The sequence below is a fragment of the Peribacillus sp. FSL E2-0159 genome (assembly GCF_038643155.1).
GTDB lineage: Bacteria > Bacillota > Bacilli > Bacillales > DSM-1321 > Peribacillus > Peribacillus simplex.
Genome location: NZ_CP152053.1, coordinates 2,065,942 through 2,085,244, shown reverse-complemented (window position 1 = coordinate 2,085,244; position 19,303 = coordinate 2,065,942). Strand labels below are relative to the sequence as shown.

Genomic DNA, 19,303 nt, shown 5'->3' with positions numbered 1-19,303 from the left:
CCCCTCACTTTTACACGATTAAACTTATATACGGAAAGGAGCAGAAACGTATGGGGTTTCCACTCCTTTATCGTTGGCCTATACCGTTTCAATCATGATAGCCATTCCTTGTCCGCCGCCAACACAAAGTGTAGCAACTCCATATCTTTCTTTTCTGCGAATCATTTCATATATTAGCGTTGTCACGATCCGGGCGCCAGTCGAACCGACTGGGTGCCCAAGTGCAATGGCTCCCCCATTTACATTAACCTTGTTTTCATCTAACGATAAATCCCTGATTACTGCCAATGCCTGTGAAGCGAACGCCTCATTTAATTCGAAAAGCCCAATTTCCTCTACTTTTTTCCCGGTGCGCTCCATAAGTTTTCCGACGGCTGGTACTGGACCAATTCCCATCACTTCAGGAGGAACTCCCGCAGTCGCCCAATCGACAATCTTTGCGATTGGCTGTACTTGTAACCGTTTCGCTTCACTGGCTTTCATTAATACCAATGCAGCAGCCCCGTCATTACGGCCACAAGCATTCCCTGCAGTGACGGTTCCGTTTTCCCTGAATGCCGGTTTTAAGCTTGCAAGCTTTTCCATCGTGGTTTCCGGGCGTGGATATTCATCCGTTTCAACGGTAACCGTACTTTTCCTGTCAGAGACCTGGACAGGAACGATCTCATCCTTGAACTTTCCTTCTTCTATCGCTCGCGCCGCTCTTCGTTGACTTTCCACTGAAAAGGCATCTTGTTCTTCCCTGGAAATGTTGTATCGCTGTGCGACATTTTCAGCGGTGATTCCCATCCCTAAACTTTTTCCATAAATTTCTTGTGGTTGCTGTCCAGCTTCAGTATTAGAATCCACTAGTTTAGTCCGGTCTCCCCCAAAACGCGCACTTCTTAAATAAAGCGGTGCGCGGCTCATACTTTCCGTACCGCCGGCAACAACTATATTTGCTTGACCTGAGCTTATCTGCTGTGCTGCTGAGGTGATGGCCTGCATTCCTGATGCACATAACCGGTTTACCGTAAAAGCCGGTGCAGAATCGGGGATCCCTGAGCGCAGTGCTGCCACTCTCGCAACATTCGAGGATTCGGTCGTTTGCCTAACCTCCCCGAAAATGACTTCATCTACTTGTTCAGCTGCAATATTCGCCCGCTTGATCGCTTCTTTAATGGCAATGCTCGCCAAATGACCGGAACTAATCTCTTTAAATGCTCCACCATACCTTCCAATTGGTGTTCGTACAGCACTCACGATCACGATATCTTCTCCCATTTCGTTCCTCCCCCTTAAAAATCCAGATACATGGGCAAAAGACTACCTGCCCGAATAAAACAGTAAACACTTAACACTCTTCCAGGACATTCCTTGCAATGATTAAACGTTGGATTTCATTCGTTCCTTCATAGATCTTCGTTATGCGGGCATCCCGATAAAAACGTTCAACTGGATATTCAGCCATATATCCCATTCCGCCATGAATTTGAACCGCTTTATCCGCCACCCGATTAAAAACGTCTGAAGCGAACAGTTTTGCCATTGATGCTTCCTTGATCACTTTTTTTCCTTCATCAATCTTTTGCGCCGCCATCATCGTCAATGCTCTTGCGGCTTCCGTTTCGGTTGCCATATCAGCAAGCATCCATTGAATCGCTTGGTTGTCCGCGATTGGTTTACCGAATTGAATGCGCTCTTTTGCATATTTAGCTGACAATTCAATTAATTTCCCGCTTGATCCCACTGCTCTTGCAGCCAATCCTACACGCCCTTCACCTAAAATTTTAAGGGCAGAGATATATCCCATTCCAACTTCGCCGATAACATTTTCTTCAGGTATGATACAATCCTCGAAAATGACCTGTGAGGTATATGATCCTCTTAACCCCATTTTTTTGTCCTTTTTGCCGACAATTAAACCAGGAAAATCTCTTTCTACTAAAAAAGCAGTAATCCCTCCCTTTGCCCCTTTATCTTTATCCGTTAAAGCGAATACTGTATAAACATCAGCTATCGGCCCATTAGTGATGAAATGTTTCGTCCCGTTCATCACCCAGTAATCACCCTTCTTTTCTGCACTTGTTGCCAAATTGGTTGCATCCGATCCGGCTCCAGGTTCAGATAAAGCAAAGGCGCCAATTTTCGTGCCTGCTGCCATTTCAGGCAAGTATTTATTTTTCAAATGTTCGGATGCAAGCTTAACCAGACCTGTACTTCCAATCCCTGTGTGAGCGCTTATTAATGAAACAAAACCATTATGGGTCCTTCCTAACTGCTCTAATACGGTAGCTTTTCCCACCGTATTTAAGCCAATTCCACCGTATTGTTCAGGAATGCTTATCCCGAATAAGCCAAGGTCTTTTGCTTTTTCCACCAAATGCTCCGGGATGGCATCTTCTTCTTCAATTTGTATGGCGTAGGGCTCCACTTCCCTTTCAACAAAATTACGGATCATTTCCTTCATTTGCTGCATTTCCTTGGTTAAAGTGATTGTCATGAGTTTATTCCTCCTTAGGTCTGTTCAAGTATAGTAGCCATTGACAAGTTTTCTTCTTATGGAATATAGGGCTTAATGCTGTGTCTTCTAATCATTTAATGGAATTCATTGTATTCTGGTAAATTAGAGTCCTCACTCATACAAAATCAGGCTTCACGTTCAATTATCGTAGCAATTCCCTGTCCGCCTCCAATGCAAGCTGTAATAAGAGCAAATCTTCCGGCTGAACGCTTCAATTCATATACCGCTTTCGTCATGAGGATGGCACCCGTCGCACCTAATGGGTGTCCGTGTGCAATGGCTCCCCCGTTCACATTCACTCTTGCGGGATTCATATCAAGCTCCCTATTACAAGCAATGACTTGAGCGGCGAAGGCTTCATTAATTTCAATAATGTCCATTTCATTTAAGGAAAGCCCTGATTTCTCCATTACCTTTTTTATAGCAGGAACAGGTCCTATGCCCATATAATTTGGATCTACCCCTGCAACGGCCTGGGCCCTAATCGTCGCTAAAGGCTTAATCCCCAATTCCGCCGCTTTTTCCCTCGACATTATGACCAAGGCTGACGCGGCATCATTCAATCCCGAACTATTGCCTGCAGTTACGGACCCGCCTTCTAAAAACGCAGGAGATAATTTGGCTAGCCCTTCTTTCGTTATTTTCGGTCGTGGATGTTCATCCAATTTAAATTCGATTTCGTCACCTTTTCTGACGGGAATGTAAATTGGCGCAATTTGCTCATTGAAACGGCCCTCTTCAACGGCTCTGGCCATATTTTTTTGACTTTGTAGAGCGAATTCATCTTGTTCTTCCCTACTGACCTCATATTTTTCCGCTAAGTTTTCAGCCGTGATTCCCATTGGGGGATCGCCAATCTCTTTTGGGGACAACCGGGACTTTCTGAACTGCGGTGGCTTTGCACTATATGCTTTTTCCGGACGATCCATCAAGTATGGCGCCCTGCTCATGCTCTCGACCCCACCGGCGATATAGACATCGCCTTCGCCTGACCGAATCGCTTGTGCAGCTAAGTTGACAGCATTTATTCCCGATCCGCATTGACGGTCGACAGTCAGTCCCGGAAGATGAATCGAGAGACCAGTTTCCAGAGCAGTTAACCTGGCTATGTTTCCACCCCCGCTTAACACATTCCCCATGATGACATCATCTATCATTCTAGGTTCGACATTCGCTCGTTTTATGGCTTCTTTCATCACTTCTGCCCCAAAAATGTGGGCTGGAACCGATGCAAGTGCTCCTCCCTGTTTTCCAATTGCTGTTCGAACTGCAGAAACTATGACGGCATCTCTATTCATTTCCCCATCCGCTCCTTTTCCTTTTATTCACACCATTTTGTGCAGGCATTCCTTCATTTCACTAGTTTCATTGAATGTAAGCAGGTTAGACCATGCTTATGAGGACTTAAGATCAAAGTCATCCGAACTTTTATTTTTATGATTCCCTTTTAATTTGGCAGGTTTTACGAATATCGCAAACAGGATGCCAAAAGCCAGGACAAGGATGGCCATGAACAATATCGATAAGTTATAACCCAATAGTTGATTTCCTCCAGCTAAACTTATGATATAGCCAGTTAACAGAGGTGCAATAATGCCTGCTATATTCCCTGAAGATGTTAAGATGCTTGTCATCAATCCCCCCCGCTCTTGCATTTCATTGATCATGATCGTTGGTCCTATCGGTAAAATGGCATATGTAAGACCCTTTGCTAAACACATGGCGACTATCACCCAGATTGGATTATGAAACACCATGATTGAGGAAAAGAACAATGCACCAAGAATCATAGCGCCCGCGACGACAAATACCCTCGATGACCGCCAATTCTGATTCTTCTTGAATAAATAATCAGACACCATCGATACACCCATATAAATACATACGGAAACGACTCCAATTACCGCAACGCTGGTTCCCATCTGACCGGGAGTCATTTTTATGGCCTCCACTAAATAAATCGGGAGCCAAACAGAAAACCAAACAACTAAAATATACGTTGAAAAATAAGCGAGTGTAGTAAACAAAGCAGTAGGTGAAGCCAGTAACAACAAAAAGTCTTTCACTTTTATTTTTTCTAGTCTTGGTTTCTTTTTCTTTTGTACATTTTCATATACTTCAACTGGATTTTCCTTTGTTAAAAATTGAAAGAGGAAGAACCAAACAAGGCTTGCTGCACCAAGAGCGGCAAAGGCAGCCTTCCAGCCGAATATCGTAATTAAGGAAACGAGGATCGGTGCCACAATCATCGCACCAACTGTTCCTCCGCCAACCACTACCGAATTGGCAAATCCTTTCAGCTTCGGCGGAAACCACTTATCGGCATGACTGTAAGCAATTGGGCTATACGGCCCTTCGAATGCGCCCAGTAAAATCCTGTATAGAATTAAAAAAGGAAGAGCGGTAATGGCTAAAACCCCGAATTGCAAAACTGTCCATGTCAGCATGATGAAGCCCAGTACTTTTTTAGCCCCCAGCCGATCAGCCCATGCTGCCCCAAAAATACCTGTTACTGGGTAGAGCCAATAATAACTGCTTCCAACAAGGCCCCACTCCGCATAGGAAAGATCGAATTCCTTCATGATAGGAACCGCTGCGAGACCCACGATAGATTTATCTGCAAAATTGATGACGGCCCCAAAGAATAATAGAATGAGAACAACCCAACGCATATGAATCCCTCCTCTTCTTTATTTTTGTATACAAATTCGTATACCATCCAACGTAGAGTTGATCATAAATGGTTGGATGAGCTAACCACATTCCCTATCTTTCATTCCTTTTCCAATTCTTCTTTAACTAACAATCTTTTTAATAGTTTCCCCACTGTATTTCGCGGAAGTTCTTTTCTCAATTCAAATACTTTTGGTACCTTATAAGGCGTCAATTGGGAATAACAATATCCTTCTATTTCTTCAAGATCCACGGAAGCGCTTTCTTTAGGTACGATGAACGCTTTCACAATTTCGCCTTTTTCTTTATGGGGGATGCCCACCACAGCTGCCTCTTTAATTGCCGGATGTTCATACAGAACTCCCTCTACCTCCTGAGGGTAAATATTGAATCCGCCGACGATGATCATTTCTTTTTTTCTGCCGACTATATAGAAATATCCTTCGTCATCCATCACAGCAAGATCGCCAGTATATAGCCAGTCATTCTGTAAGGCCTTTTTGGTTTCGGCTTCGTTATTCCAATAACCCTTCATGATTTGGGGGCCTTTTATAAGCAACTCCCCGACGCTTGTGTTAGGCACTTCATTATTTTCATCATCAATGATCATACAGTCCGTGCCAGGAAAAGGGATGCCAATGCTTCCTATTTTTCTTTTTCCAAAAGGCGGATTACGATGAGTGGAAGGTGAAGCCTCCGACAAACCGAAACCTTCTCCGATTTTGGCACCTGTCAGCTCCTCAAATCGCTTAATTACTTCAACCGGCAGGGGCGCCGATCCACAAGAGCAACTTTTTAAACAATTCAGTCCATAGTTTTCAATTCCAGGATGATTGACGAATGCATTGTACATCTTAGGAACTCCTGGAAAGAAAGTCGGACGATACTTTTTTATTTTTGCAAGTACATCTTGAAGTTCGAATTTAGGAAATAAGAGGATGGCAGCTCCAATATAGATACCTAGATTCATTGCACTTGTCATTGCATAAACATGGTAAAGAGGCGTAGCTGCCAAAACGATTTCTTCGCCAGGTTTCAAGGAATCCCCATACATTTCAAAGCTCTGCACGACATTTGAGGTTAAATTATGGTGAGTAAGCATGACACCCTTCATCTTCCCTGTGGTGCCGCCAGTATATTGGATGACTGCAGTATCTTCATGCGGGCTTATCATTTCGGGCTTCCTAATAGCCTCCCCAGTTTCAATCATCGCTTGAAGGGAATAAGAACCATTTTGATTATTTTCCGTGCCAATGCAAACATCAAATTCATATATCGTTTTCGTTTCTTCGATTGTATTTGCGGCCGTTTCGTCAAATACAATATTCTTGGTATCCGAGTCTATTAAAATTTGCAATAGTTCCCGTGGTTTATACATGGGATTAATTTGTACAACTAACAGACCTAGTGCCTGGGCAGCGTAATAACTGATAATGAAATAAGGGTGGTTTGCCATCATCAGACCAATCCGTTCACCTTTAACAAAGCCCATTTCTCTCCAAGTACCTGCAAGTTTGTCTACCTGCATTTTTAGATTCTTATAATCCATTGACTCGTCTTCATAAATGATGGCTGTATGGTGTGGAAACTTACTTACTGTTATATCAAGCAGTGAATAGACGGATATTTCCGGTAGCTTCATAGAGTTCATTCTTTCAACATACCACTGCTCCCATGGTTTATTTATCGTTTTTCGCACCATTATCCCTCCACATATAAACGAATTTCTATCGTGCATGTTTGATTTATATTATTATTATGATTATGCAACTTGCATGCCAAGTCCTATTCTTGTGTAAAATCGCTTAGTATTAAGATCAGTCAATTCATAAATGAATTTTATTCACATATAATGCCTATCTGTAGAGGATTCATCGAAATACCAATAATTCATTATTGAATTTTTACAGACACTGGTTGGTTTTCAATCGATGGTGAAAAGTAGTTTATTACCATATTATAGATTATACTTACTCACAAATCGTGATTTTGATTTTATCCATGGTGTATTATAAAATTTGAAAAGCCCTTCCAGCTAAGGATGGGCAAGTGCAGCATTTATTGAAACTTGGCTTACGAGTAAAAAAATATAAAATCTATAGCTCAACTTCCATTCCAAGATTTTTTAGCTTTTGCGCATTCGTAGACTGATTTTTCCAGCGCTGAATTCAAGAATCCATCCAAGCCACATAACTGGTTCAATCGATCGGACCATCCTGTAAAGATCTAGATATCTCGTTCTTTAAGTCCATTATCCCAACATGGCTTGAAGTTGTCGTTCTTCATGTTGATCCTTGCAACTAACTTATATGTATCCCAATTTACGAACAACCATTTTTTACACCTCTCCATGTTAATTCTATCTCTTATTCTATCAAACCGTTCGTAAATGTATCTGTAAGACAAAGAACGTCCGTAAATGTTTTTTACACTTTTAAGAACAGGGTATACTCATAGCAAATCAGCAAAGGCATTTGGGGAATTGGAGTTTGTTTTTTCAAGCATAAAAGTATTAGCCATTATTCTGTTTATCGTAGTTGGCGGTGCTGCAATATTTATATGAAAGGTGGATAAGAGTCACCGTTTTTCTCCGACTTTTTCAATGAAGGCCTCTTTCCAAATGGAATATCAGCCTTACTTATTATGGTGATTACCGTGAACTTTTCGTTCCAGGGCACAGAGTTAATCGGAATCGCAGCAGGAGAAAGTGAAAACCCAGAAAAGGTCATACCTAAATCTATCAAACAAACCGTTTGGCGAAATCTTTTCTTCTTTGTGCTTTCAGTCACTGTACTCTCAGGGATGATTCCAAGGGAAAAAGCAAGAATCGTTAAAAGTCCATTCGTTGTTGTACTAGATAGTATTGAGGTCACTATGCCGCTGACATTATGAACTTTATCATTCTTACGGCTCAAACTCCGGCCTTTATGCGGCGACACGTATGCTGTACTAGCTTTCTAGAGAAGGTATGGTAAGTCCAAAGCTCGGTATGGTAAATAAGAGAGGGATTCCATTAAATGCCTTATTTATCACCCTTGCAATAGCCGGGTTGTCTTTACTTTCAAGTGTAGTAGCTGCAAAAACAATGTTTGTCTTTCTTCTCTCCCTTGCAGGATTAGGAGCACAAAATTGGCTGGATAGCCATTTCGGCCTCACTTCTTGCCTTTAGAAGATTATATATCCGTCAGGGTGGAAAGGTAGAAAATTTAAAGTACCACTTTATCCATTCATCCCCATACTTGCTTTAATAACAAACTGTATCGTCTTGATTAGTCTAGCATTTGTTCCCGAGCAGCGAATGACCCTTTATTGCTGAGGAGCATTTTTCTTTGGTTGCTATTCCGTTTATCACTTTAAGGTGAAGAAAAACAAGCAGGTAAATACACCTCAACAGGAAGTGCAATTAAATTCGGGTAAAAAAATGGTCATCTAATCTTGTAAGGATTGTCCAGGTAAAAGAGAAAAACAATGAAAAGCAACCTTTGAATAATACGATTAACCCATTTTATACTACGAATTCTAATAAAACCGATGCGACAGTAAAAACTAAAAACCTAACCTTTTCATAATTTATTTAATAGCCGCTTTAATTTCCTTACCTGATTTAAAAGCAGGAACTATGAAAGCCGCAATTTGTATTTCTTATCCTAATTATGTATTTCTACCAGTTAGATCTGTCGGTCGCGCACTTCAAAGGTATCAAATCCAATTAATTTGTTTTTCGCCTCTTTAGCGAGCGTATTTGGAGATCGTTTCAAATTATGTATCTACGAGAACTTAAAATAAAAAAGACTAAGAAAAACTAACCTGCCGCATAGTTGCATAAGAAAAAGGCTGCCCAGCAACTCCCTAATTGAAGTAAAGCACCCTCTAGCTGATGAAGGAACTAAACTGCATAATTTATTTAAGTAATTTTATTAAAGAAAATTTGGTTGAATATACACAGCTAAATCCTTTTTGTGAAAGTGGTAGATAGGTGCAAAAATATATTGCTATCTCCAAACAAAAAATTATTCATGCAAAAAAAATTGGCAGTCTAAAGTCGCTAATACTCTTTGAATTCTGCGAGTTACAGGTTGGCACGATACTTGCATTGTGAATTAATATAGATTTAAAAACTTAGGAGGTACACAAATTATGTTCTTAACCCTAAAATAATGAACCATTTATAGACTAAGTCATCATGCGAATAGCAGCTTATTGTTTGAAGAAGAAAGACCGCTGAATCTTCTCGTTTTCAATGGTTATAAAATCATCTAATGGAAGAACAGATTTAGAAAACTTTTTATTGGAGGCCTATTATGTGGGTAATCACTGTTCATTCAAAGAACAACATTAAAATATATGAGTTTGACTCTGAAAAAGAAGCTAAAGATGCTTTCAGCAGTATGCAGGGTTATAAAATCCTAACAGAAGTAATTTATTTTAATGATTTTGATTTAGTTAAATCATAAAAATTCAGAATCTTTCGCTAATTATAACCTTTACATTCCTTCTTTAAACTAATCAGGATTATAAAAAGGAAGATAGACATAATAGAACCTTGTTCAAAATCGAATCGATATGAATGAGACAGTTTCACTATTTTAGGAATAGATATAAAGAGTATAAATTAAAGGGAGATATTTAAATGGAAACTAAATATTGTAAAGAATCAAGAGTTATAAGAACAAGTCGCATTTTCCCAAATGATGTAAATAATCATAACACTTTGTTCGGCGGTCGTTTGATGAGCCACTTGGATCAGGTATCCTCAACTTCTGCAGCGCGTCATAGCCGTAGGGAATGTGTAACTGCCTCAACAGATTCAGTTGATTTTTTACATCCAGTTCGAACAACAGATTCAGTCTCCTTTGAATCTTATGTAACATGGACAGGTACCTCGTCAATGGAAGTCTTTGTGAAAATTATTGCAGAAGACTTAAAAAGCGGTAATCGTAAAATCGCAGCAACTGCACTTTTAACTTTCGTAGCACTTGATCAACATAACCGGCCAACACGTGTTCCACAAGTCATTCCAGAAACAGAAGAAGAGCGAAAATTACATGAAACCGCACCTGATAGAGCAAGAATTCGTAAGGAAAGGAAACAAAAAAGTAAGGAATTGGCTGCATTTTTAACTGCAAATTATCCTTGGGAACAATATAGTTCATGCTAAGCTTTATGGACAAGTAGTAGAATGGGATAAATTAGAAAAGAACTAATAAGTTAATTTCATGAGGGGAATGGTAGTCCTAGTGAATTTTACAACAGAATGGATTGAGAGGATATTGTGTCAGTCTTATAGATTAGTGAAATTTTCCCTGTTGTTCTTAAAGGATAAGCGTATCTACGAAAAATAAAATGATAAATTCTTGCCTTTACTCCTATGGAGCAAAGGCTTTTTTTGAAGAGTTTCTTCTACAAGATATAAGGAAAAAAATTGTTGATTTTGGGACGGTAATTTTAGTATCCCCTAAAAATATCTTTTTTTTGAGGGACAGTTTGAAAGTCACATATGCTTACTTTTTTTTGCGTTCCTGGGCTTTTAATGCTAATTTTTCAAGTCCATTATTCGCAAATTCTACATCCGTTTTAGGTAAAGCGTCATTATTCTTCAATTGCTTATTTTTATTTTTAGACATTTTTCTACCACCCCTGTAGTTTGATTTAGTTATATGACTTGGATGCCAACAATAATAAATACACTATATTAAAGATACTGTGAAATTTATCTTTTTTCGTTATCGGCAACCAGTATTTTTAGTTTGCGTTCTTTTTTGCAGGCTATGCTATTTGAGATTCTTCTTCAACTTCATGATTTTAACTTACCGATAATTACCTATTGCTAATTGTCAATGGTTTTACAGATAGTCCATAAGGAGGTTTGCTGCCAAAACCATTTGAAATTGCGAGTTTACTCCCATCATTTATGATAACTTGGCCATAAGTCGGTTTTTCTGTGGAACACACATAGCAGTAGAACTATATCATCCCATAATGCAACACCCCATTGCCACTCCATCAGGCAAATCAACAAAGTGCCTGTAGGTTGTATTCTAGAAGAGAGAAGAATTACATTGAACGGCAAACACCGTCTTATATATCGCGGAATTATCCAGATCTATTGTCACAACCTATTAAGAATTTCGTTTGAGTGTGGTGGGTTGACAGTTTCGTTCATTTCAGTTGAAAAAAGAAAAAGCTGCCTTAAAGACAGCTCCGATCTTAAGCTAACGCACCCGTTAGGTTAAGTACGTTCTTTCACAATCTTAACAATAAATAAAAAAAACGGTTCTAAAAGACTGCTATTCATATATATTAAGATGATATAAAAGTAATGAGTTCAGAGTAAAGTTTCAGTATTTTTCAAATAACCAAAGCCAGATTCATTGCTGAATCCGGCTTTGGTTATTTCTACTATTTTTCGAAAATTGCATTAGATAGAAGACGGAACAAGTAATCCGGGTGGTCGCGGAATCCTGCTTCTAAACCAATAAGAGTTACATCTTTATTCTGTTCCTTTACTATTATAGCTTGGCCCTTGGCAGTTATGTTATTTTTCCAGTGACCAGCTACGAAGAAATTATCTGAATCTGCAAGGGTCGCGACGACTTCATCATTATCCGTACCCGTGAACCATGTTGGACGATAGACAAAGCCGATATCATCCTCTCCATAACCAGCTGTTAAACCGATTCCCACATAATCAACTTTTACAATACCATTACTGTTGGAACCTCCTACATTAATGATGTCATCTGTAAGACCAAGTGTCTTAGTTGCTCTAGATGCACCAGCACCTACAGCTATATATTTTCCTCCTTCATTTAAGAAGCTTGTCACATTTTCTTTAAACGCCTTAAGTTGCCCTTCGTTCTTTAATCCAAATTCTTTATTAGCTTCAGAAAGATTGGTAGAAATGAGACTTTCCGTTCCACTATAGACAAAAATATCAAAACCGTTAAGGGTATTTTCAGCCACTTCAACTGGCGTAACTTCTGTCACATCAAAACCTAGTCTTTTCAAAGCGAGCTTTGTTCCTGCGTGTGATTTCTGTTTACCCATACCTCCATCCTTTAATATAGCCACTTTTAAAGACGTAATAGCCACTGCATCTGCTGGTACATCAGCAGTTCCAACCTGTAACCCAGATTCTTTCACCGCTGCTGATACCTGATTAGCTACTGTTTTTGCAAAGAAGTTACCTTGTGCATCACGTACAATAGGTATTCCTTGCTTAAGCAATGCATTTACTAAATTTACAGATTGGACAGAGCTGTTAGGAATCAGAAACGGTCCTTTTCCTGAAACCTTTCCTTGACCTGTAATTTGGTTTACTTTCGTTGCATTGACTTTAATAGGATTTTGTGTGGCAACTGCCTCGAATCCCCAAAGCTCCGGTAAACTCCATGCGGAAATGTCGTACATTGCTGGAGTATCGTTCGTGATGTCTTCCCCATCCCAAAGCATCGTGTTTGCTAATCCGGCCTTCGCCTGATCCATCTCAACAAGATAAGTTCCTTTTGGATATGACAATCCATCCGCTTCAAATGCATTCAAAGCTTGAACAACTTCAATATCATTATTGATCAAATGATTTACAGCCTTATTCGTAACAGTCGGATCCTTAGGGTCTAGTGGAAGTATGTAGGCTTTTGGAAATAACCCTTCCTTATGAAAAGGATGGTCAAAGTTAATTCCTCTTTTAAAAACTTCAATTTGATCAGTAATCATGGATTGCTTGTTAGCTGTTGCAAATTTCAGTGCCCCCATAATCGAATTATACATCCATCGTACGCCATCCCAATCATTTGTTGGAGCTTCTAATGTATGACCGTAAGCACCATGATACATCGCATACATTGGTGTGAAAATTGGTGGGTAATCATCCCAGCCAGCGGAGTCATCGCGCAGCGGAATATATGTACCTTTCATGTTTTGATACAAGGATCCTGAATAGTTCTCCTGATCCTTCATTATTTCCGCTTCCATCGCTTCTGCCTGTTTATAGGCCCATTTTCCGTATAAGTCATACTCGTAATTAGGATTATGCGGTGGCGTACAAGGCTCAATTAACCCCTGCAGATTCGGCTGATAATTTTTCACATAACCATGAGTATCAAGGAACACCATCGGGTTCCATTCTTTAATGAGCTCAACCATCTCTTTTGTTTCTGGCTGTGATTGGGTGATAAAGTCACGATTTATGTCAATTCCTTCGCCATTAAAGCGGGTGGCATCAATACGTCCATCAGGGTTTTGTACGACATTGAAAATAAGAATATTATTCTCTAAAACGTCTTTGGTTGTTGCATCATTTTGGGTAGCAAAACGTTCAATTAATTGAAGGATTGCATCGCTTCCGACAAATTCAGTCCCATGAATAGAACCATTAATCATGATTGGAACTTTAAAGTCAGGATTATTGGCAACCCATTCTTGAGCTTTGCCTGGATTCTTAAACATTTGCTTTCTAAGTGCCTTCACTTTTCCGAACTTCCCATGCGTTGTTGGGTCAGCAATCGTGACAACGTAGAGTGGGTTTCCATCAGCTGATGTTCCACGGACTTCAACTTTCACACGGTTTGAACGTTTTTCTATCTCTTTTAATTTGGAACCAATTTGTGAGAATTTCACAAAGTCATAGTTTTCGCTATTAAACTTGCTTCCGTCCTGTTCCTCATATGTATTAACATTTGTCCATTGAGGTTTCTCAGCATGTCCAGAACTCCACGGAATTACGGTTAGTAAACTTACAGCCATCAGGCCGGATAATGCTTTTTTCTTTTTCATCCTAAAACCTCCAGTATTTATATATAGTGATTTTTTTTTATAAATTAAATAATTAATACATAGTTAAATAGAATACAACACGAAATGACTGGCTAATAGGCTGAACAAATTTTGTTGAAAGCGCTTTAATTTTAAAACGTCGAACAAACCACATCGTTAAAAATAGTCTGTATGATATGCTCCCCCAGCAAGCACCGCTACATACAGTTGACCTTCCAAAACGCTGTAATAGAAGAGAATTCCAATAAAATGAACATTGAACGAATGGGTGGAAACGCAATACCTAAACCCGCATTCTCAGCGGCTAATGTAGCTGCTTTAATTCCTTTCTAGACTAATAAATTTCTCTATTTTTTCATCCTACTACTATTCCCTTTCTAAAAAATAAAATTACGTACATGTTTAAGAGTATCGCCTCCTAATTAAGAAATAGTGACCCATAACTTAGATAACTGTTTTATAATATTATATACTTATTTTCTTGTTAATTAAGAATTTTCTGTTAATTACGACTGAATATTTATCTATTTTCATCACTTCCGAAGATATTAGTATTTATAAATAATTTCCACGCGTTTCCAAATCGGTAAAAAGCTCTTTTACTTTATAGTTTGTCCCCAGCGGTCTAAACTTTATATGATGTGCACTTGAGTGTTAGCAAGTTGGATGGATTTCTTGCAGTGAAACCGTTTATCCATGGTATACTCTTTAAAAGAAAGATCATTATGTTTCATAAGAGAATCGTTCTTTTCTGGTTTGGGTCGTTGTCGAGACTCCTCTTACACCAGTTTGGACCTATTCTTTTATTTTTTTACACTAAATAAAAAAGCTCGACCTAAAAGGCACATTATGTGCCTTTTGGGTCAGCTCCTTTTCTAATTATTCCATTAGCTTTGCTACTGGCTTCGAAATAAGCAATAATACAATACCTAAACCAATTGTTACAATACCAATTACACTGAATATTTCCAGGTAACCTAAAGACTGTGTATATGCAGCTAATTGGCCAGCTACCATATTAGCTACCGCGGAACTTGCCAGCCATACTCCCATTAGAAGAGAAGCAAGCTTGATTGGAGCAATTTTACTTACCATTGATAAACCAACTGGTGAAATCATTAATTCTGCTAATGTATGAAGGAAATACGTTACAATCATGAACAGGATGTTTACTTTCAGCGCTGTATCGTTTCCTGTATACATAACAGCAGGAAGCAGTACTAAGAAACCTAAACCAACAGTGACTAAACCAAGAGCCATCTTCGTTGGAGTTTTTAAGTCACCGCGTTTTGAGCTGCCAAGCTTGTACCATAAAGCAGACATAATTGGCGCTAAAATCACGATGAATAATGGGTTCAATGATTGGAACCAAGCAGTTGGAACCTCAAAACCAAATACATTCCGATCAATTTGGTCATTAGCATACAATGTCAATGAACTTCCTGCCTGCTCGAAAGCGGCCCAGAACGCAATAACGAAGACTGCCAAAATCACGATTGCCGCTGTACGTTTTTGTTCTCTTTTCGTTAACGGTGCAGCTGATTTTTGACCAGCTGTTACATCCGGTTTACCAGTAGGTTCTTTACCGATATCACCTAAATAGCGATTGCCGAATAAGTTGAAAACTAACTGTCCTACAATCATGCCAATTGCTGCTGTCAAGAACCCATATTTATAACTCATAAGTCCAACTACTAATGGTGCGAAGAAAGCCCCTACGTTAATACCCATATAGAAGATGGTGAAAGCTCCATCACGACGCGGATCGTTATCTTCATAAAGATCACCAACAATTGTCGAGATGTTTGGCTTGAAGAAACCATTACCGATAATCAATAAACCCAGGCCAATGTAAAGCGCTGTCAAACTCTGACTTGCGAATAGCGAAAAGTTACCAAGCGCCATTAAAATGCCACCAATCGTGATCGCCAATCTTCTGCCTATGAAACGGTCAGTTAAGTATCCGCCAATCATTGGCGTAATATAAACGGCACCAGTAAAGAATCCGTATATGCCCATAGCCGTAGATTTGTCGACTCCAAGCCCGCCGTTTACAACAGTTGCCGTTAAGTAAAGAACAAGTATTGCTCTCATTCCGTAATAGCTGAAGCGCTCCCATGCCTCAGTCGCGAACAGCATATATAGTCCTGGAGGATGCTTTTTCCTGGACTGGTTTGGCTGCTGAACATCATTTTTTAATATTGCTTGCATAATAAAGTCCCCCTAAATATGGTTAAATATTAAACCATCCACCAATCGTTACATTCACAAAATAATTGCATGGTTTTTATTTTAATAGACAAATTATTGATTCGTTCCACCTACGCCTAATACGATGGCCACTCATGCCATCCAACCCATCATCAGTAAGCGTTTACATTTTTTATTGACTCTGTTGCAAAAAGAATCAGATAGCAAAATCTAAATGAGCATTAACTTATAAATTCATTCATTTTATTCGAAGACGTTCAATGAAGGCATTTAAATTTAAAAGAATCTTTAGTGTTGTAAAATAATTTTATATTATCAGAAAATATAAAAATACAGAAAAAAAAGAAAAAAAGTCCTGCTCCATTAGCTGGGTGTGCAGCAACGGAGACCCCCATTATAATAAAAAACTGCCTTGTATTAAGGCAGTTTTTAGTCAACAATCCATTGATATAAATTTTTCGGTCTTCCTATTTTTTGATAACTCACAATAATTTCTACTTTTCCTTCATCAAGTAAATGCATAATATAGCGATAGACGGTCGGATAAGCCAAACCAACTTCTTTAGAAATTGTATCAACAGATAAAGGTTCACGATTAGAATGTAGAAAATCACTAACGTGACAAAGTGTTCTCTTACTAATTCCCTTTGTTACAAATACATCCTTTTCTTCACTGGATTTTTGCTGCGGAGCTGATTGAGTTAATTTTGCAAGACGAGCATGCAGTTGAATTCTTGAAATCATATCAGGCGCTTTTACAGGCTTTAATGCAAAATCTGTTGCGCCTGCTTCAAGAAAGCGATCAGCAATTTCCTGTCGTTCATCGACTGTTAATACAAGAATCGGAACATCAGCATTAAGTTTACGAAGCTCACCCACTGTTTTTATTCCGTCCATTTCCGGCATATGATAATCAACTAAAACAACATCTGCTCCTTTTTCTGCAAACACATTTAACCCTTCTTTTCCGTTGTTAGCCGTATCTGCATTCCAGCCGGCAAATTTACAAATTTCACTTAGCATATATTGAATTGATGCATCATCATCAATGACTAAAATGTTCATCTTGACACACTCCTCTCAGCTAGTTTAATCCAAATTGTTGTCCCGTGCCCAAGCTTGCTGTCAATTTCTAAAGATGCACCATGTCCTTTAGCAACTTGTCGTACGAAAGCTAATCCCATCCCTGGGTGCGATTTCGTACTAAACCCAGCTTTCCATATTTTCTCCTGCTCTTTAGGTGAAATCCCTTTCCCATTATCTGATACGCCCAACCAAAGTTCATTTTCATAGGTTTTTACCTTAAGCAAAATCTTTCCATCTTCTATTCCATTCACTGCATCGTAAGCATTGTCAATTAAATTCACTAATGCCCTTGTCATTCGGATTTTATTAATTAAAATTTTGATTTCAGGATTTGTTTGAAAGTCTACCTTCAGATTAAGATTTGTCCCGCTAAGTCTGCTTGCTTCGACGTATTCAACTAAATCTTTTATACGGCACCAATGTTTTTTATCATCATATAAAATCTCGGAAATCATGTCGCTAACGGAATGAATCGATGATGAAATCTTTTGACAATATTCTTTAATTTTAGAATCGTCCACTTTCAAACTAATTAACGAATTTAGCCCCTCAATTGCCGTGAGCGGTGTTTTTAAATCATGGACCAGATATAGTGCTTCTCGTCCTGATCTTGACTGCATTGCTTCTAACTGCGCATAATGAAGCTCTTGCTTTATCCGCCACTTTTGTTCAGCTAATGAAAAATACACAGCTAAAATAACAGCATTAATAACAAAAATTAAACACAAAGTTAAACTGTATAATGTTAAAGATTGCTCAAATCCAATTTGAACCGCTATATCTTTTAATTCCTTTGAAATCGACCCTTGGCCAAATCCATATTTAGATAAAGAAGGAATCTCATTCAGCCATTCAATCCCAAAGATTAATTGAGAACAAATAATCGTTTTAATAATTGGCTTTAGCCTATCCTTTTCAAAGGCTTGCAATAATAAGATTGCTAACAACAATAACAACGCATATGAGCTAAATGAGTATGTTAAAGAATAATAAGCATTTATCACGATATAGTCGAGAGGAATAACAATAAGAGGAATGATAATTTTTAACCATGGACGGTTTAAACGATCACCGATTTCGTCTCCCAACAGCAGTGCACCAATATAATGAAACAAAGCTAAAACTGTATTTAAAGACACTAACAAAAAAACGGCAAGCATTAACGTATTTCCTGTTTCTTCACCTTCTCTTAATGAAATAAGCAAATCAGTAAGACCAATTTCGTCAGGACCCAACCACGATAGTAAGAATACCCCGAATAAAATTACTCCAATTTTCATCCATATTGTCCAAGACTTCATAAGACTAGCTATCATAATTATTTCACCTTTTATAGAGTAATTGCTTATACAGAGATTACATGAATAGAATGAAACCAATTCTACACTTTTTATTTATTTAAATTTATGTAAACCTTTCATAAATCTCATTATACGCAATTCATCGTAAATATGAAAATTATAATATAACGGGCTCTGGTGCAAAAATTTGAACATCTTCAGTCTAAAAAAGCATGTGTATCGGTATGAAAAATTTTTTCTAAAAGGATCAGAATAGAGCTATAGGTGTAAATAATTAAGAAACCCAGCTAATCTTCTAATGTGAAGATAGCTGGGTTTTTAAAGTCGGATGTGCAAAATAACGCTTAAAGTAAGCGCGTATTATTGGTCAAAGTGACACTTTTAGGCTTGATATTTGATACTAAGTTATGACACTATCCGAAATCAAAAAGCCGATTTCCAAGTTAAGGAATCGACCTGAATTAAATTTATTAAACTAACGCACCCATTAGTTGAACAAGACTTATTGTAGAGTTGACCTAAGCTTAATCTGTTCATTATTTAATAAACCATAAATAATATTTATAGGTTAAGAAATATGGGATTATGTAAGAAAGAAAAGTTTTCTTTATACTCCTCCATTTCCAAAAACAGAAATTACAAATATTATGTTTTCCTGGAGGTTCTTAAAATAATGTTTTATATCCACAGCAAGGACAGTTATATTTCATACAATCACATCGATACTTCCATGCTTAGGAAAAGTTAGAGCTGC

Annotated in this window: 12 protein-coding genes and 3 pseudogenes; 3 read left to right on the top strand and 12 right to left on the bottom strand. The window is 38.5% G+C overall.

Translation table 11 applies throughout. The features are described from left to right. Window positions 1-78: 78 nt before the first annotated feature. The 5 genes from NYE63_RS10305 to NYE63_RS10285 all read right to left on the bottom strand — a co-directional run bounded on the left by NYE63_RS10305 (window position 79) and on the right by NYE63_RS10285 (window position 6,875). Window positions 79-1,263 (bottom strand): thiolase family protein, encoded by a 1,185-nt coding sequence (locus NYE63_RS10305; RefSeq protein WP_342605043.1) that lies wholly within the window; start codon window positions 1,261-1,263, stop codon window positions 79-81. Window positions 1,264-1,333: 70 nt separating this feature from the next. Further along, window positions 1,334-2,482, bottom strand: coding sequence for an acyl-CoA dehydrogenase family protein (locus NYE63_RS10300; RefSeq protein WP_342605042.1), 1,149 nt, complete (start codon window positions 2,480-2,482; stop codon window positions 1,334-1,336). Window positions 2,483-2,628: 146 nt separating this feature from the next. Then, window positions 2,629-3,801: a thiolase family protein gene (locus NYE63_RS10295; RefSeq protein ID WP_342605041.1), complete on the bottom strand. Its 1,173-nt coding sequence runs from the start codon at window positions 3,799-3,801 to the stop codon at window positions 2,629-2,631. Between the two features lie 96 nt (window positions 3,802-3,897). Next, complete coding sequence (locus NYE63_RS10290; protein ID WP_342605040.1) at window positions 3,898-5,175, bottom strand: MFS transporter; 1,278 nt, start codon at window positions 5,173-5,175, stop codon at window positions 3,898-3,900. 101 nt (window positions 5,176-5,276) lie between these two features. Beyond that, the gene (locus tag NYE63_RS10285) at window positions 5,277-6,875 is read right to left on the bottom strand and encodes a long-chain fatty acid--CoA ligase (RefSeq protein ID WP_342605039.1); all 1,599 of its coding nucleotides are present in this window, start codon (window positions 6,873-6,875) and stop codon (window positions 5,277-5,279) included. Between the two features lie 753 nt (window positions 6,876-7,628). On the opposite strand from NYE63_RS10285, the pseudogene NYE63_RS10280 reads away from it, so the two are divergent. Further along, a pseudogene (locus tag NYE63_RS10280) lies at window positions 7,629-8,609 on the top strand (amino acid permease); the annotation flags it as partial. Window positions 8,610-8,746: 137 nt separating this feature from the next. Here the strand turns inward: NYE63_RS10280 and NYE63_RS10275 are convergent. Then, a pseudogene (locus NYE63_RS10275) lies at window positions 8,747-8,919 on the bottom strand (HU family DNA-binding protein); the annotation flags it as partial. 558 nt (window positions 8,920-9,477) lie between these two features. On the opposite strand from NYE63_RS10275, the gene NYE63_RS10270 reads away from it, so the two are divergent. After that, window positions 9,478-9,630 (top strand): hypothetical protein, encoded by a 153-nt coding sequence (locus NYE63_RS10270; protein WP_342605038.1) that lies wholly within the window; start codon window positions 9,478-9,480, stop codon window positions 9,628-9,630. A gap of 176 nt (window positions 9,631-9,806) precedes the next feature. Beyond that, window positions 9,807-10,334 (top strand): acyl-CoA thioesterase, encoded by a 528-nt coding sequence (locus NYE63_RS10265; protein ID WP_089364314.1) that lies wholly within the window; start codon window positions 9,807-9,809, stop codon window positions 10,332-10,334. Between the two features lie 343 nt (window positions 10,335-10,677). On the opposite strand, the gene NYE63_RS10260 is transcribed toward NYE63_RS10265, so the two are convergent. The 6 genes and pseudogenes from NYE63_RS10260 to NYE63_RS10235 form a co-directional block, all read right to left on the bottom strand. Beyond that, on the bottom strand, window positions 10,678-10,800 hold the full coding sequence (locus NYE63_RS10260) for a hypothetical protein (protein ID WP_285847439.1): 123 nt from the start codon (window positions 10,798-10,800) through the stop codon (window positions 10,678-10,680). A 775-nt stretch (window positions 10,801-11,575) separates the two neighbouring features. Then, entirely contained in the window at window positions 11,576-13,951 is a 2,376-nt protein-coding gene (locus tag NYE63_RS10255) for a M14 family zinc carboxypeptidase (protein ID WP_342605037.1), read from the bottom strand. Window positions 13,952-14,830: 879 nt separating this feature from the next. Continuing rightward, window positions 14,831-16,162, bottom strand: a complete 1,332-nt coding sequence (locus tag NYE63_RS10250) for a peptide MFS transporter (RefSeq protein ID WP_342605036.1) — start codon at window positions 16,160-16,162, stop codon at window positions 14,831-14,833. A 429-nt stretch (window positions 16,163-16,591) separates the two neighbouring features. Further along, complete coding sequence (locus NYE63_RS10245) at window positions 16,592-17,227, bottom strand: response regulator (RefSeq protein ID WP_342605035.1); 636 nt, start codon at window positions 17,225-17,227, stop codon at window positions 16,592-16,594. Then, window positions 17,224-18,564, bottom strand: coding sequence for a HAMP domain-containing sensor histidine kinase (locus tag NYE63_RS10240; protein WP_342605034.1), 1,341 nt, complete (start codon window positions 18,562-18,564; stop codon window positions 17,224-17,226). The genes NYE63_RS10245 and NYE63_RS10240 overlap by 4 nt, the downstream gene beginning before the upstream one ends. A gap of 605 nt (window positions 18,565-19,169) precedes the next feature. Then, window positions 19,170-19,259 (bottom strand): annotated as a pseudogene (locus tag NYE63_RS10235) (CPCC family cysteine-rich protein); the annotation flags it as partial. Window positions 19,260-19,303 lie beyond the last annotated feature (44 nt).

What these genes read in the sequence shown, in the direction of transcription:
- NYE63_RS10305 (WP_342605043.1), bottom strand. Translation starts at nt 1,263, where the DNA reads ATGGGAGAAGATATCGTGATCGTGAGTGCTGTACGAACACCAATTGGA.
- NYE63_RS10300 (WP_342605042.1), bottom strand. Translation starts at nt 2,482, where the DNA reads ATGACAATCACTTTAACCAAGGAAATGCAGCAAATGAAGGAAATGATC.
- NYE63_RS10295 (WP_342605041.1), bottom strand. Translation starts at nt 3,801, where the DNA reads ATGAATAGAGATGCCGTCATAGTTTCTGCAGTTCGAACAGCAATTGGA.
- NYE63_RS10290 (WP_342605040.1), bottom strand. Translation starts at nt 5,175, where the DNA reads ATGCGTTGGGTTGTTCTCATTCTATTATTCTTTGGGGCCGTCATCAAT.
- NYE63_RS10270 (WP_342605038.1), top strand. Translation starts at nt 9,478, where the DNA reads ATGTGGGTAATCACTGTTCATTCAAAGAACAACATTAAAATATATGAG.
- NYE63_RS10265 (WP_089364314.1), top strand. Translation starts at nt 9,807, where the DNA reads ATGGAAACTAAATATTGTAAAGAATCAAGAGTTATAAGAACAAGTCGC.
- NYE63_RS10260 (WP_285847439.1), bottom strand. Translation starts at nt 10,800, where the DNA reads ATGTCTAAAAATAAAAATAAGCAATTGAAGAATAATGACGCTTTACCT.
- NYE63_RS10255 (WP_342605037.1), bottom strand. Translation starts at nt 13,951, where the DNA reads ATGAAAAAGAAAAAAGCATTATCCGGCCTGATGGCTGTAAGTTTACTA.
- NYE63_RS10250 (WP_342605036.1), bottom strand. Translation starts at nt 16,162, where the DNA reads ATGCAAGCAATATTAAAAAATGATGTTCAGCAGCCAAACCAGTCCAGG.
- NYE63_RS10245 (WP_342605035.1), bottom strand. Translation starts at nt 17,227, where the DNA reads ATGAACATTTTAGTCATTGATGATGATGCATCAATTCAATATATGCTA.
- NYE63_RS10240 (WP_342605034.1), bottom strand. Translation starts at nt 18,564, where the DNA reads ATGATAGCTAGTCTTATGAAGTCTTGGACAATATGGATGAAAATTGGA.